At 49.9% G+C, this 14,384-nt stretch carries 14 protein-coding genes; all 14 read right to left on the minus strand.

The annotated features are described in order from the left end of the window. Positions 1-15 precede the first annotated feature (15 nt). Positions 16-939 carry a flagellar motor protein MotB gene (motB, locus tag COO59_RS13100; protein ID WP_103060237.1) on the minus strand — a complete coding sequence of 308 codons (924 nt, stop codon included), beginning with the start codon at positions 937-939 and terminating at the stop codon, positions 16-18. Then, the gene (gene motA / locus COO59_RS13105) at positions 936-1,823 is read right to left on the minus strand and encodes a flagellar motor stator protein MotA (RefSeq protein WP_103060238.1); all 888 of its coding nucleotides are present in this window, start codon (positions 1,821-1,823) and stop codon (positions 936-938) included. Before motA ends, motB begins: the two co-directional genes overlap by 4 nt. Positions 1,824-1,966: 143 nt before the next feature. Next, the gene (gene flhC / locus COO59_RS13110; protein WP_103060239.1) at positions 1,967-2,503 is read right to left on the minus strand and encodes a flagellar transcriptional regulator FlhC; all 537 of its coding nucleotides are present in this window, start codon (positions 2,501-2,503) and stop codon (positions 1,967-1,969) included. A gap of 14 nt (positions 2,504-2,517) precedes the next feature. After that, positions 2,518-2,865 carry a flagellar transcriptional regulator FlhD gene (gene flhD / locus COO59_RS13115; RefSeq protein ID WP_103060331.1) on the minus strand — a complete coding sequence of 116 codons (348 nt, stop codon included), beginning with the start codon at positions 2,863-2,865 and terminating at the stop codon, positions 2,518-2,520. A gap of 480 nt (positions 2,866-3,345) precedes the next feature. Continuing rightward, positions 3,346-4,068 (minus strand): RNA polymerase sigma factor FliA, encoded by a 723-nt coding sequence (locus COO59_RS13120; protein WP_103060332.1) that lies wholly within the window; start codon positions 4,066-4,068, stop codon positions 3,346-3,348. 168 nt (positions 4,069-4,236) lie between these two features. Further along, positions 4,237-5,898: a methyl-accepting chemotaxis protein gene (locus COO59_RS21500; protein ID WP_103060240.1), complete on the minus strand. Its 1,662-nt coding sequence runs from the start codon at positions 5,896-5,898 to the stop codon at positions 4,237-4,239. Between the two features lie 82 nt (positions 5,899-5,980). Then, positions 5,981-6,904, minus strand: a complete 924-nt coding sequence (gene flgL, locus COO59_RS13130; protein WP_103060241.1) for a flagellar hook-associated protein FlgL — start codon at positions 6,902-6,904, stop codon at positions 5,981-5,983. A gap of 52 nt (positions 6,905-6,956) precedes the next feature. Beyond that, positions 6,957-8,600, minus strand: coding sequence for a flagellar hook-associated protein FlgK (gene flgK / locus COO59_RS13135; protein ID WP_103060242.1), 1,644 nt, complete (start codon positions 8,598-8,600; stop codon positions 6,957-6,959). Positions 8,601-8,702: 102 nt separating this feature from the next. After that, a complete protein-coding gene (gene flgJ / locus COO59_RS13140) occupies positions 8,703-9,632 on the minus strand; it encodes a flagellar assembly peptidoglycan hydrolase FlgJ (RefSeq protein WP_103060243.1) in 930 nt (309 codons plus the stop codon). After that, positions 9,632-10,753, minus strand: a complete 1,122-nt coding sequence (locus COO59_RS13145) for a flagellar basal body P-ring protein FlgI (protein WP_103060244.1) — start codon at positions 10,751-10,753, stop codon at positions 9,632-9,634. Before COO59_RS13145 ends, flgJ begins: the two co-directional genes overlap by 1 nt. A 10-nt stretch (positions 10,754-10,763) precedes the next feature. Next, positions 10,764-11,432: a flagellar basal body L-ring protein FlgH gene (locus tag COO59_RS13150; RefSeq protein WP_240614140.1), complete on the minus strand. Its 669-nt coding sequence runs from the start codon at positions 11,430-11,432 to the stop codon at positions 10,764-10,766. Between the two features lie 157 nt (positions 11,433-11,589). Beyond that, positions 11,590-12,372, minus strand: coding sequence for a flagellar basal-body rod protein FlgG (gene flgG, locus COO59_RS13155; RefSeq protein WP_103060246.1), 783 nt, complete (start codon positions 12,370-12,372; stop codon positions 11,590-11,592). Between the two features lie 22 nt (positions 12,373-12,394). Beyond that, positions 12,395-13,144: a flagellar basal body rod protein FlgF gene (locus COO59_RS13160; RefSeq protein WP_103060247.1), complete on the minus strand. Its 750-nt coding sequence runs from the start codon at positions 13,142-13,144 to the stop codon at positions 12,395-12,397. 12 nt (positions 13,145-13,156) lie between these two features. Beyond that, a complete protein-coding gene (gene flgE / locus COO59_RS13165) occupies positions 13,157-14,380 on the minus strand; it encodes a flagellar hook protein FlgE (protein ID WP_103060248.1) in 1,224 nt (407 codons plus the stop codon). Between the last annotated feature and the right edge of the window lie 4 nt (positions 14,381-14,384).

The raw sequence follows: 14,384 nt of genomic DNA on the forward strand, positions 1-14,384 counted from the left end.
CAACCTTATCCTGATTTAATTCGCAAGCGCGGCGGCATCTTCATTGGTTTGAGGTGTTATTTTTAGCTCGTCTTTTATTGCATCGATGTTTTCATGGTCGGCAACGCTCTGGATTAAACTATCGTCATTAATCAGTGATTTTTCTTTATTTTGACTTAATACCAGAATGCTGATGCGGCGGTTGATCGCATGCTCAGGCGATGTGTTATCCAGCGCCAATGAATCAGCCATTCCTATCACACGCATAAATTTATTGACCGACAGCCCGGCGCTAATCAACGCGCGACGCGAGGCGTTAGCGCGATCGGCGGAAAGCTCCCAGTTGCTATAGCCAGTATCGCCATGCGCATAGGGAAGAGAATCGGTGTGCCCCGTCAGGCTAATACGATTAGGTAGTTGATTAATTACTGGCACTAAAGATTCAAAAATGCCTTTCAAATACCCTTCCAGCTCTTTGCTGCCCAGCTTGAACATCGGCCGATCCTGGCTATCGATAATTTGGATGAGTAGTCCATTTTCGGTGAGCTGCATGCGCAGATTTGACTGGAAGTTGTTGAGTTTGGGATCGGTTTTAATCATGTTATCTAACCGATCGCGGGCCTTTCTTAGCCGTTTAATATCCGCATTATCGCGCGGCGTAGATCGGGTAACTTCACCCTTTTTATGCACCATATCACTGCCGCCGCCCGGAATGACGCTCTCGCTCAGGCTGGGCTGGTTGCCCTGTGATAGCGCAACCTTTAAAGGCATTTGAAAATACTCAGCAATTCGATGTCGCTGCTGCGGCGTGCTGTTGCTAATCAGCCACATAACGAGAAAAAAGGCCATCATGGCCGTCATAAAATCGGCATAGGCAATTTTCCATGAGCCGCCGTGATGGCCATGCCCATGCTTTTTCCGCTTGCGGACAATAATGACGGGGTGTTTATTTTTACTCATGGCGCGCCTTCCGAATCACTACTTTTATTCGATTTCACCTGGCGCACGTGCTCCTCCAGTTCAATAAAGGTAGGACGTTCCGTTGAGTAAAGGATTTTTCGACCAAACTCGATCGCGATCTGTGGCGCATAGCCGCTCATGCTGGAAAGCAGCGTAACTTTAATACATTGAAGAATTTTAATTTTTTCACTGCTTTTTTGTCGCAGCAGGGCAGCCAGCGGCAGGATAAAGCCGTAAGCCAGCAGGATGCCTAAAAAGGTTCCCACCATCGCGTGCGCGATCAGTTCGCCCAGCTCTGCAGCAGGCCGATCGGCTGCGGCCAGGGCGTTAACCACCCCCATTACGGCCGCCACGATACCGAAAGCAGGAAAAGCATCGCCCACGGAATTCAGGCTGCCGGCAGGCACCTCAAGCTCATGCTCGCAGGTTTCAATTTCTTCATCCATTAAGGCTTCAACTTCATGCGGGCTCATATTGCCGCTAATCATCAGCCGCAAATAATCGACAAGGAAGTTCATTAATAATTTATCGGCAATCAGACGTGGATAGGCAGAAAAAAGAGGGCTGTTCTGCGGATCTTCTATATCATTTTCCAGCGCCATCATGCCGTTTTGTCTCGCTTTTGACAGCAATAAAAACATCAATGCCATTAAATCCATATAGATGGATTTATTATACTGTGCGCCTTTAAATAGCAGAGGGAACGCCTTCATCGTGGCGGAAATAGCTTTACCATTATTTCCTACAATAAAAGCGCCCACGCCAGCGCCGCCAATTATTAGCAGTTCGACAGGTTGAAAAAGCGCGCCAAGATTACCACCAGACAAAACAAACCCGCCAAAAACCGTCAAAAAAACAACCACATAACCCAGAATAACCAGCATGTTCACTCCTTATTATTAACACGCCTGTTTCTTTATATTTATTACTGGTGAATAACGTTTCAGGCGCTAACGTACCCAGATTTACAGATACGTCATTAACGATCCCAGTCCCTTACCATCAACGTTATATTTCAATGCGCTTGTTAACCGGCAATATCATAACTTTCACATTTTTTCGCCGCACGTGAAGGCGGACTGCACAGGCTGCAGGTAAACGGATCTTTTGCATGCTCATGCGTAATAATAAAACCGCCGTGGCAGGCAACACATTCCGTGCGCTCTATCATGCCACACTCAATAAAACGCAATAATGTCCAGGCGCGTGTTAATCCCAGCACGGGTTTTTCGGTAGTTTTAACCGGGCATTGCTCAAGATATAAACGGTAAGCTTTGATTAATGCTTCAATAGGACGGCAGTTTTCTATTTTTCTGATAAACAGGTAAATGTTATAAAACATCGATGAGTGGATATTCTGCTCCCAGGACATAAACCATTCCGCAGAAAAAGGCAGCATGCCTTTTGGCGGGGGACATCCGCGCAGTTCCTTGTAAAGCCTTAAAAGCCGTCTACGGCTTAGGCTGATCTCACTTTCCAGCACCTGCATTCTGGCGCCAAAAGTAATAAGCTCCATTGCCATCTGGACTTCTTTAATTTCATCCAGGATACTTTTTTCACTCATGATTGCTAGCTCCGTCAGCAAGAGGGATGGTTTTGCTCGGGAAGTGAATTGAGCAATTCCGTTGATAAAATAATGCCGGTATGTATTTGTTGCAGCGCATCAATACGTGATGCTTTAGTCAGACAATCAATGATCTCTTTGTCATCTACACGCATACGGCATATCAGCTGGCTGGTTGACGCCATCTTGATAAGCTGCGGTAGAGTAAGATCGCTAAGCGCATCCAGGATGGTGCTGTCCAGCCCCAGACGGAAGCCTGCGGCGAATTTATCTTCCCGGATAAGCCTTTGTGCCAAAAGCAAATAAGTAAGGTTCAGATTATGTATAGATTGAAGCTGATCGTTGGAATCGGAGCTGTGCATATTTTTATTCCACATTGATTTCATGTTAAATAATCCAGCCGGTATTTTAAAATACCAGCCTTAGCTGAGGGCCAAACAATATGGAATGTCCATTTTTTATTTTTCGCATACCTCAGTATAAATAAAAAGTCTGCACATATGGCTAAGTCAGGCAAGTAAACACTAATAATAGTGAGGTGCTGAATATGAAAAGATTTCCGCCTTCCTTAACATTCGGCAAGCTATTTTGCTGATACTGGAATTTTCAAGACATTTCCTATTTGGATCTCGATTATCATATAACCAACTATCATTTTCAAGAACTTTTTAATCTATATTCAATTAGCCCCGCATTTTTAACGCCAAACAACACGATAAAAAACCTTATCGTCCAGATTAACCCGTAAAATTACTATAATCATTAATGGCTGACACCTGAAATGTTATCAGCCTCTTAAAGAACTGGATTAAAAAATCTAAAGCGCTTATTTAATTTAACATTTAACCTAATAATTGTAGCCGCGCACGTATTCTTTTAATACCCTGACTGTGCAATTGGCTTACCCGGGTTTCCGTTATTCCGAGTATTTCCCCGATTTCTTTCATGTTTAACTCTTGCTGATAATAGAGATTCAATAATACCTGTTCCCTCTCAGGTAACGTTTTTATCTCATCAGCGATTTTTGTAAGTAGCTTTAATTGGGTGATTTCATTTAGCGGATTAAGTTTTTCATGTTGCATATCAGGTTGTTCAAACCTGTCCGCCAGCTCTTCCTGCAGTTCGTCCAGTGAGCAGATCTGGCTAATATTGGTATCTGCCAGCATTTGCCTGTAATCACTAAGGGTAACATTCATCTCTGCGGCAACGTCCGCTTCTTTAGCGGCTTTTCCTGTCGCCTGTTCAATACGGTGAATAACTGCGGCAATTTCACGCGCGTTACTGCGTATACGACGCGGCACCCAATCGCGTTCACGCAGTTCATCAATTAAAGCCCAGCGTATACGCTGCGTTATGTAAGTACTAAAAACAATGCCTTTTTTAGGGTCAAAATGATCGATGGCGTTGAGAAGCGCAATCGCTCCAGCCTGAATCAAATCATCCAACTCCACGCTGGTTGGTAAACGCACCTGTAATCTGAGTGCTTCATGTCGCACCAGGAAGCCATACTTTTTCCATAATGCATTTTTATCTACCATACCCTCAGAGGTATATAATTCATTCACAATGACATTGTCCATCCTGTCATGAGTAATAGTTTAATTATCTTTCATTGGCCAGGGTATATATAGCCCAATAAGAGTTCACTATCTTCGCTAATTCCGTGAATGAGCCAGAGTTTCGTGACGCTTGTTGGGCTAATGCACAATTACTGACGTTTAAAGAAAATTAATCTAAAAACTTTCCCATTCCTCTACGGGATTAATATGATCCAGCTCATTTTCTTTACGATTTTTTACAGGCGATTTCAGCGGATGGTCTAATAACGGCTGATGCTCTATAACCGCATAACCCACATCGTCTTTTAATTTAATATGCGCCACCAATTTGCCCAACTGCTCCGCATGGTCTTCCATATTTATCGCCGCTGCCGCTGCCTGTTCGACCATCGTGGCATTTTGTTGGGTAACCAAATCCAGTTCATTCACCGCCTGAGCAATTTGGTTAATACCGGCGCTTTGTTCATCAGAAGCAGACGCTATTTCTGCCATAATGTCCGTCACCTGAGAAACCGACTGGATAATATGCTGCATTGCCGTTCCCGCCTGCTCAACCTCTTGCGAACCGGTATGCATATCCGCCACGCAGGTATTGATCAGCGTGCGGATCTCTTTCGCCGCGTCGGCGCTGCGCTTCGCCAGGTTACGCACTTCTCCTGCCACCACGGCAAATCCACGGCCCTGCTCGCCAGCTCGCGCTGCTTCTACGGCGGCATTCAGCGCCAGGATATTCGTTTGGTTGGCAATGCTATCGATCACGCTGTTAATATCGCCAATCTGACGAGAGCTTTCAATGATTCGGCGCATAATCGCATCGAGACCAGACATCACCTCGCCACCGTTACGTGCGCTGCCGCTGGCGCTTTCGGCCAGCTGACGCGCCGTATGCGCATTATCTGCATTCTGCCGCACCGTAATTTTCAGCTCTTCCATACTGGCGGCGGTCTGCTGTAAAGAGGAGGCCTGTGCTTCGGTACGCGAGGAAAGATCGTTATTACTGCTGACGATTTCCCGTGCTGACGTGTTAATGCGGCTTACGCCATTACGAATAGAGGAGACGGTAGCCGTCACCCACTGACGCAGTTTCTCCAGCTCAATGAACATTAGGCCGATTTCATTAGGCGTACCCACCGGGATCACTTCGTCCAGCTTGCCTATCGCCATACTCTGGAAAGTTTCCACCGTCTCTTCCAGACGTCGGAACAGTTCACATTTCAGCCACAGGCGCGTTAAAATCACCAAACCCAGCGCAATCGCCCCAACGCTAATCGCCAGCAAGTTGAAACGGTAATTATTAGCAGCGGCCTCCATTTCTATTGTTTCGATCAGTTTGGTGATGCGTACGTTATACTGCCCCAGCCCGGCCTCGAAATTAGTGCGGGCGGCAGCGATTTCATTCATATGCTTAATAACGTTACCGGACCGTTGGGAATTTTCCAACCGGGATGCAAGCAGTCCCATTAACTTATCCGCATCTACTTTAAGTTTATCGACGACGCCAGCTTCATCCTGATCATGCTGCAGCGCAAAAAAACGCTTTAATTGTTCCTGGGCTACGGCAAGCAGCTGCTGTCCTTCTCTAATCTGCTGAGCCTGTACTTTTTCTCCCTGGACGGTCGCCAGGGATAATGAGTAAACTTTTTCCATTAAGCTATTAACGTTACGGGACGCGTTATCAAGAATGCGCGAGTTTTCATTTACTTGCATAAAGCTCGTAAATTGCTGACCCGATGTCGATGCGCTAAAATAGCCAAAACCAACAATGCCTAATAACAATAAAATCAGGCTAAAGATGGCTATATTAATTCCCGTGGAGATTTTTAAATGCCTGAGCATAGATTATCCTTAATCATATTGCCTAAATTCTAGGTATATACAGAAAAGTAATAGTTATTCCGTTATTACTTCGTTTAAGGAATTACCTTAGCATATTGAAAATCGACATTTGTTGCATCGACTGAAATACCATATAAGATGAATTTAAGGCGAATTCAACCATTTTTGACTGGATGGACAGCGTGGTAAAGGTGTCTAAATCTGCACCCAGCGTTTCCTGCAAACTGCTTTCAACATCTATTTTATGCTTATCAGCACTGGAGCCCAGCATATCCAGCTGCTGAAGATTCGTTCCCACCCTGGCCTGCACTTTGCCCAAATTATCGATATTCTTTTTAATCGAAACGTTAGCGCGATCCAGCGTAAGCTGCAGCGCTTCGCGGTCGGCATCTTCCGTTACCGGCACTTTCAAAGCTTCAATCGCGCTATCAAGAGCGGCGAAAAGATCGTCCGGCGTGCCGGACATGAAAACGTCATCGCCGGTATGGCTAACCTGCATTGCCGTACTGTCGGCGACCAGTTGCACAATCGGCGTCTTGCCGCCGAGGTAAGTGCCGTCTTTGGCAAAGGGTTCGCTGCCGGTATTATAGCCAGCAAAGATATAGCGGCCGTTACTGTTGCGACTATTAGCGAGGTTCATCAGGTTATCACGAATACCTTCCAGCTCTGTCGCCAGCGCCATGCGATCCTCATCGGAATAAGTCCCGTTTCCGCCAGCTACAATTTTTTCTGAAAGATTTTTGGACAACAGCGAACTGATCGAATTCAGCACGTTGTCCTGTTGCCCCAGCGTATCCTGGGCATACTGGCGGGCGGTTTCATATTGTTCAAGCTTAGCCAGCGAGTTTTGATAAATGACCGCCTGCGATGCGCCTGCCGGATCGTCTGACGGTTTCAGCAGTGATTGTCCTTGCGCCAGTCGGGCGGCAATATCGTTGAAATTGGCGTTGCTATTCGCCAGATTGCTTATCTGACGCTGAAACATATAAAGTGAGCTAATCCGCATCTTTTTTCCCTTACGTTATTTTCGCTGTCCCTGTTGGGTCAATGATAATTTTTTATCGGATATTTAAAAGCGCATCGAAGATAGTGGTTGCCGTTTGTAACACCTGCGCATTGGCCTGGTAATATTGGGTGTACATTTGCATATAAAGATATTCTTCCGTGGGATCGACACCCGCGACATTCTGTTGCTGCTCGGCCAGTTGATCGTAAACGTTTTCCGCAACATCCTTATTGCCTTCCAGCGAATTAACCGCAGAGCCGACTGAACTCACCAGACTGGCATAAGCTTCGGTTAACGTCGCCTTGCCGACCAGGGTTTCATTTTTAATAGCGATCATATCTTTGATATTTTCGTTATTACTTTCTTCTTCGATATCAGCAGAGCTGGAGGCGGCAATTTTATCGCCGCTGCTGATCGCCACGGCAATATTTTCAGCCACGCCGCCAACCGGATTAAGAATAAAACTGTCGCCAGCCTCAGGCGTACCCTGTGGCTGAATAGTGATGCCATCAAAACTCAGCTCACCCTGCGAGCCGATATCTGGCGTAATTTCCCTGCCGCTGCTATCGGTAATTAACCAGTCATTGGCGCCTGGCCCCTGATAAACCACGGTGTAATCCTGCGCTTTAACCTGCGGAATGTCACTAAAGCTAATATCAAGCGACGCATCGCCCTGGTTATTACGATTAACCAATGCTGACGGATCGGCAATAGTGAAAATATCCCCGCCGGCCTCGCCATCAATATCGAAGCCCGCCGTATTCACTTCGTTAAAACGGTTAGCCATCTGTAGCGCCAGCTGATTAAGCTGGTTACGCGCATCGATCAGGTCTTCGTTGCGGAATTTAAACAGGCCACCCAGTTTCCCGCTGCTGATTTTCTCTTCGTCCAGCTTGATGGGATTGCCGGAAGCGTCAATATAGGACACCTCTAATCGCGCCGGATTAGCTGCCGAAGGCGTGGCTTCAAACAGGCAGGTCCGATCGCCGTTAACCAGCGGCAGGCCATTGGAAAGCGAAACCTTTACCTCACCGGTCAGCTGGTTTTCATCCACGGTCACGCCGACCAGATTGCTCAGCTTGTTCAGCAGTAAATCGCGCTGATCGAGCAGGTCCGCTGGCTGTCCGCCGGTTTGCGCATGGATTTTGTACAGCGCCGCGTTAACCGTCGCCAGCTCTTTGGCGCAGGAATTAATGTCGTTTACGGTTTGGTTAATTTGCGTATTGGTGCTTTTTTCCAGCCCGTTTAATGTGCGGGAGCTGCTTTGAAACTGATAGGCGGTCGCTTTAAATTGCGACATCGCTTCCTGACGCGCAGCCATACTCACCGGATCGCTGCTCATTTTTTCCAGTGCGCCAAAAATATTATTAATAGAAACGGAAACGTTGTTGCTTTTGTCGCCCAGCATATTATCAATCTGGCTGAGCTGCTCATAACGGCTGGACAGGGCGCTATATTCTGTTTGCGCGCCGCGTAACTGGTTATTAATAAAAGCGTCATAGGCGCGCTTCACACCGTTAACCTGAACTCCATAGCCAAAAAAGCCATTCGCAGTAGTTTTACCGCCCGCTTCACCCAGAATAATATTCTGACGGCTATAACCCACCGTGTAAGCATTATTCAGATTGTTACCTACAACATTTAATGATGACTGGGCGGCGCTCAGGCCGCTTTGTGCCAGATACATGAGATTCATAAATCACCCGCATTCCATATGTGCGAAATTTCTGAGTTAACCAGAATAAATAAAGCCTTATATATCTATCGGCGCGGGGTGAATTTGCTAAAATTGAAGTCACTAAAATATTGACGTTAGATCGATTTTATAAGCATTCACCGCCTGCGTTAGGTTACTTTTAATTTGTTGCATGATGCCGATCAATTTTTTGGCATATTGTGGATCGGTTGCATAACCTCCATCCTGTAGCGCGTGTGCGGCCTGTTCCGGGGTTTTAGCCAGCGTCACGTTTTTATAACGCGAATTATTCACCAGCAGCGCGCTATAATCATGCAGCGCATCGGTATAGGAATGATAAACGCGAAAAGCCGCCTTTACCTTTTTCGCCACGCCGTTGATATACTCCGTGGTGGTTATTTCTGCCGTTTCGCCTTTCCAGTCCGGCGTCGCTTTTATGCCAAACAGGTTATAGCTTGGCTGACCATTCTCCCGGCGTATTTCTTTATTTCCCCAGCCCGACTCAAGCGCGGCCTGTGCAATAATTAACTGATGCGGGATGCCCGTTCGACGTGAAACTTCTACCGCAGGCGCCAGCAACCGCGAAATAAATCCGCCGCCCACAGCGGATACGCCAGACTGTCCGCCAGAAACGGCCATTTTTGCGACGGGCGGCGGGAAGAATGTCCGTTCGGTGGGGAGTTGACGTGATGAAAACGCGACCGGCGTACCGCCCGTGGTTGAAGCTGGGGGCGCGCCGCCCATTTGTTGCACCATGACATCAGCCAGTCCGATCTTCCCGTGTGCCGCCATATCCTGCGCCAGTTGCTGATCGTACATGGCGGTAAACATTTCTGACTGCTGCGAGTTAAACAAACCATCTTTAAAGCTGGCCGCCCGCATGCTTTTTAACATCATCTGGACGAACAATCCTTCCATTTGCTGCGCTGCGCCCTGCAAACCGCGCTGCGCATCCTTTTGCGCCAGGCGCTTTAGCGTATCCAGAGAACCCGCGTCAAAAGCGGCCCCCTGTATTAAAGAGGTGCTTTTCATTAGTTCATCTCCAGCTTCGCATGCAGGCAACCCGCGCTTTTCATCGATTGCAGAATCGACATCAGGTCGTTTGGCGTGGCGCCCAGACCGTTCAGCGCCCGAATAACCGCATTCAGATCGGCGCTGGTATTCACTCTTTGCAGCGCGCCGCTCTGTTCCCGCAACGAAACCTGGGTGTTGGGCACCACCGCCGTTTCCCCGCCGGCCAGCGGCGTATCCGGCTGGCTGACCTGATTGCTACGGGAAATCTCTACCGTCAGATCGCCCTGCGCCACGGCACAGGCTTCAAGCGTAACGTGGCGATTGATGACCACTGAACCGGTGCGTGAGTTAACCACAATCCTGGCTTCTTTTGGCCCGACCTTAATGGAGATGTTCTGGATACGGGAGATAAAGCGCACTTTCTCCGTGCTGTTGGTGGGGGCGAACAGCTTGATTACGCGTGCATTCTCCGCCATTGCGGTACCCGCGCCGTAACGACGATTGATCTCATCGCTGATGTGCTGGGCCAGCGTGAAATCTTCTTCGTTTAGCTGCAGCCTCAGCACATTTTCCAGGCCAAACTGTGTCGGTACTTCGCGCTCTACGGTTGCGCCGCCGCTGATACGCGCGCCGTTAAGCTGGTTAACCTGCACTCTGCTGCCGCCGCTTTGCGCACTGGCTCCGGGAACTAACAGATTCCCCTGGGCGAGCGCATAAATTTGGTTATCCACGCCTTTAAGCGGCGTCATCAGCAGCGTGCCGCCACGTAAGCTTTTCGCATTACCCATGGAGGAAACCACCACGTCGATTTTTTCACCGGCACGGGCAAACGGCGGCAGATCGGCAGTTACCATCACCGCCGCCACGTTTTTCAGCTGCATATTGGTGCCGGCCGGGACGGTAATTCCCAGCTGCGACAGCATATTATTCAGGCTTTGCGTGGTAAACGGCGTTTGCATCGTCTGATCGCCGGTACCGTCCAGTCCTACCACCAGCCCGTAACCGAGCAACGAATTGCTGCGTACGCCCTGCAGCGTGGTTAAATCCTGAATCCGCTCGGCGTAGCCTGGCGGTATCAGCAGCAGGGCCAGGCTGAGGCAGAGCCCATGCAGACAGAAGAGGGAAAATGAAATTCTCATAGTCAGCCTGTTAAAAAGGAGAAAAGTTAAGGAACAGACGCTGCAGCCAGCCCATTTGCTGAGCCTCGTTGATATAGCCGCTGCCTACGTATTCAATGCGCGCATCAGCAACCTGAGAAGAGACTACCGTGTTGCTGCCGCTGATAGTGCGCGGATTCACCACGCCGGAAAAACGAATAAATTCAGTGCCCTGGTTAATGGCGATCTGTTTTTCGCCAACCACCATCAGGTTGCCGTTTTCCAGCACCTGCTGCACGGTAACGGTAATGGTGCCGCTAAAGGTATTTCTGGCAGCGGCTCCGCCTTTGCCGGTGAATTCGTTGCTGCCTTCAATCGCCGTTTCCGCCCGGTCACCGCCAAATAAGCCGCTCATAAAGCGCGGCATGGCGCTAAAGCTCAGCCCTGTCGAGCCATCCTTCGAGGCGTTAGCCGAGGAGCTTTTGCTGGCGCTGACGTTTTCCTGCAGCAATATGGTCAGGGTATCGCCAATATTGCGCGGGCGACGATCTTCAAACAGCGGCTGGTAACCGTAATTCATTATCTGCCCGGTCTGAAATATCGATCCATTTGCCGTGCCCGGCATCGTCGGCATCGGGCTGGCGCTGGTTATACCGTTCACCAGGGGTTTATGATGAATGCCAGCACAGCCTGTCAGCAGCGCGCCGAGTATCAACAGCATCGGCAAACGAGCGAAACAGAGAGGGGCAGCACGGCGAGTGGCGTATTGATGCACTTCAGACGGCGCAAAGTCAGGCGGATTTATCATGATATTCACTACGTAAGAGCAGATGAAAAGGGCGGCGACTATCACGGCTGCAGCCCTGGTCCCGTTACAGTCAGAGCTGTGTCAGGCGCTGTAGCATTTGATCGGAAGTGGTTACCGCCTTGCTGTTGATCTCATACGCACGCTGCGTCTGGATCATATTGACCAGCTCCTCCGCCACGTTGACGTTTGAGGTTTCCACATAGCCCTGTTTCAGCGAGCCCGCCCCGTTCAGCCCCGGCGTGGATTCATTCGGCGCGCCGGATGACTGGGTTTCGCGATAAAGATTTTCGCCAATACTCTCCAGCCCGGAATCATTGATAAAGGTGGCTAGCGTCAGCTGTCCTACCTGCTGCGGCGCGGTTTGTCCCGCCTGGGTAACCGTAACCAGCCCGTCGCCGCCCACGGTTAGCGTGCCTGCATCCTGCGGTAAGGTGATTGCTGGCTGAATGGGGTAGCCGCTGGCGGTGACCAGCTGCCCGTTCTGATCGATCTGAAATGCGCCATCACGGGTATAGGCCGTCGTACCATCCGGCAACAGCACCTGAAAGAAGCCCTGCCCGCTGATAGCGACATCTTTGGAATTACTGGTTTGCGTCATCCCGCCCTGGCTATGAATACGCTCTGTCGCTACCGGACGCACGCCGGTACCAATTTGCAAACCAGAAGGGATGGTCGTCTGCTCTGAAGACTGGGCGCCTGGCTGACGCAGGGTTTGATAAAGCAAATCTTCAAATACCGCACGCTGACGTTTAAAGCCGTTGGTGCTGACGTTGGCCAGGTTGTTGGTAATGACATCCATATTGGTCTGCTGCGCTTCCAGACCGGTTTTAGCTATCCATAAGGCGTGCATCATGACAGGCTTCTCCTTGCCGTTATTAACTTATGCTAAGCAGTTGATTGGCGTTTTTTTCATTATCATCGACGGCTGAGATGACTTTCATTTGCATATCAAAACCGCGCGCCGTGGCGATCATATCCACCATCGCTTTTACCGGGCTGACATTGCTGCTCTCAAGCGCGCCGGGCATCATCCTCAGCTCTGGATCGGCGGGCAATACCGGGTTTTCTTCAACGGTGGGATCAACATGAAACAGGCTGTCATCACCGTTACGTAGCAGATAAGGCTGCGCCGTGACCATTTTCAGCCGTCCAATCAGCGCCAGCGCGGTCGGTTCATCGCCAGCGCCTAAGGCGGTAATAGACCCGTCTGGCGCAAGGGTAATTTGCGCCTGCGGCGGGATCTCGATTGGCCCGCCGTCGCCCAGTAGCGGATAGCCTTTAACGCGCAGCTGCCCTTCGCTATCTACTTCGATATTACCGTCGCGCGTGTAGGCTTCGCCGCCGTCCGGTAGCTGAACCGCCAGCCAGCCGTTTTGCGGCATCGCCACGTCCAGGCTGCGGCCGGTCTGGTTAACCGAGCCCATGGTGTAATCGTTATAGGGCGTGGATTCAGTCATCAGCACGCGCGTTGCATCGCCAGGACCGTTAACCGGCACCGCACGATAGGCGGTTAGCTGAGCACGAAAACCGTTGGTAGATACATTTGCCAGGTTATTTGCCGTAACGGCCTGGCGATTTAGCGCGGCGTTTGCCGCGCCCATTGCTGTATAAATTGCACGATCCATGTCATTCCGCCATTAACCAAGATTAACCAGCGTCTGTAACAATTCAGACTGGGTTTTAATCGTCTGCGAATTGGACTGATAGTTGCGCTGGAAAATGATCATGTTGACCATCTCCTGGCTCAGATCGACATTGGACGCTTCGACCTTATTACCGTACAGATTGCCCAGGTTACCGGTTCCGGCGATGCCGACCACCGGCTGACCGGAAGCAGGCGTTTCGGTCCAGGCGTTGTTGCCGCTGGAAGCCAGTCCGCCGGCATTGGTAAAGTTCGCCAGCACTACCTGGCCCAACAGCTGCTGTTGTCCGTTGCTGTAAGAGGCAATGATTTGACCATTGTCGCCCACGGTAAAGCCGTTCATCATGCCCGGCGGATAGCCGGTAGTGCTCGGGCTTTCCATTGCGGTCTCGGTAGCCTGTTGCGTCATACCGGTCATATCCAGCTCGAATTCCAACGCATCCGCGCCGTTATAGCCTGCGCCAGCGATGGGCACCCTGGCCGGATTGGTGGTGAGCTGACCGGCGCTGTCAAAATTAATACCCATCTCCTGATACTGCACTTTGCCCGCATCATCGACTACCGGCGAGGTGGTATCACTGGTATAGACTTTCCATTGGTTATCACCGGTTTTAACGAAGTAGACGTTAATGGTATGGCGGTTACCCAGGCTATCGTAGGCGTCAACCTGGCTTACTGAGTTGTAACTGTTGCTGTCTTTCGGATCAAAGTCGAGAGCCGGATCGATCACCTCTGCGCCAGAATCAAGATTCCCTTTCATCGTGCCGCTGTCAGAGGCGCGCGCCGGCATCTGACCGGTCGGAATCTGGATCGGACCAATCGCCGCGCCCGGCTGGATGGTCGGCGGCGTTCCCGTGGCCTGGTAACCGGTTAACTGCATTCCCGTATCGTTAATGATGTAACCATTTTCATTGGTTTTAAACTGGCCGTTACGGCTGTAAAACACCTGCCCGGCTTCACTCACCAAACGGAAAAAACCGTTTCCCTGGATACCCATATCCAGGCTACCGGTGCCCTGACCCAGCACACCGTCGCTAAAATTTTGTCTGACTCCGGAAACCTGTACGCCCATACCGATTTGCGAACCGGCAAAAACATCGGCAAAAGAGATAGAGCCAGATTTAAAACCAATAGTCTGAGAGTTGGCGATGTTATTACCGACAACATCCAGAGCTTGTGAAGCCGCATTCAGTCCGCTAAGACCCTGTGAAAAACTCATACGT

Origin of the sequence: Mixta theicola (assembly GCF_002895925.1) — a bacterium.
Lineage (GTDB): Bacteria > Pseudomonadota > Gammaproteobacteria > Enterobacterales > Enterobacteriaceae > Mixta > Mixta theicola.

Bases quoted from the DNA above. Each gene is read 5' to 3' on its own strand.
- motB (WP_103060237.1), bottom strand. From the start codon at position 939: ATGAGTAAAAATAAACACCCCGTCATTATTGTCCGCAAGCGGAAAAAG.
- motA (WP_103060238.1), bottom strand. From the start codon at position 1,823: ATGCTGGTTATTCTGGGTTATGTGGTTGTTTTTTTGACGGTTTTTGGC.
- flhC (WP_103060239.1), bottom strand. From the start codon at position 2,503: ATGAGTGAAAAAAGTATCCTGGATGAAATTAAAGAAGTCCAGATGGCA.
- flhD (WP_103060331.1), bottom strand. From the start codon at position 2,865: ATGCACAGCTCCGATTCCAACGATCAGCTTCAATCTATACATAATCTG.
- COO59_RS21500 (WP_103060240.1), bottom strand. From the start codon at position 5,898: ATGCTCAGGCATTTAAAAATCTCCACGGGAATTAATATAGCCATCTTT.
- flgL (WP_103060241.1), bottom strand. From the start codon at position 6,904: ATGCGGATTAGCTCACTTTATATGTTTCAGCGTCAGATAAGCAATCTG.
- flgK (WP_103060242.1), bottom strand. From the start codon at position 8,600: ATGAATCTCATGTATCTGGCACAAAGCGGCCTGAGCGCCGCCCAGTCA.
- flgJ (WP_103060243.1), bottom strand. From the start codon at position 9,632: ATGAAAAGCACCTCTTTAATACAGGGGGCCGCTTTTGACGCGGGTTCT.
- COO59_RS13145 (WP_103060244.1), bottom strand. From the start codon at position 10,753: ATGAGAATTTCATTTTCCCTCTTCTGTCTGCATGGGCTCTGCCTCAGC.
- COO59_RS13150 (WP_240614140.1), bottom strand. From the start codon at position 11,432: ATGCTGTTGATACTCGGCGCGCTGCTGACAGGCTGTGCTGGCATTCAT.
- flgG (WP_103060246.1), bottom strand. From the start codon at position 12,372: ATGATGCACGCCTTATGGATAGCTAAAACCGGTCTGGAAGCGCAGCAG.
- COO59_RS13160 (WP_103060247.1), bottom strand. From the start codon at position 13,144: ATGGATCGTGCAATTTATACAGCAATGGGCGCGGCAAACGCCGCGCTA.
- flgE (WP_103060248.1), bottom strand. From the start codon at position 14,380: ATGAGTTTTTCACAGGGTCTTAGCGGACTGAATGCGGCTTCACAAGCT.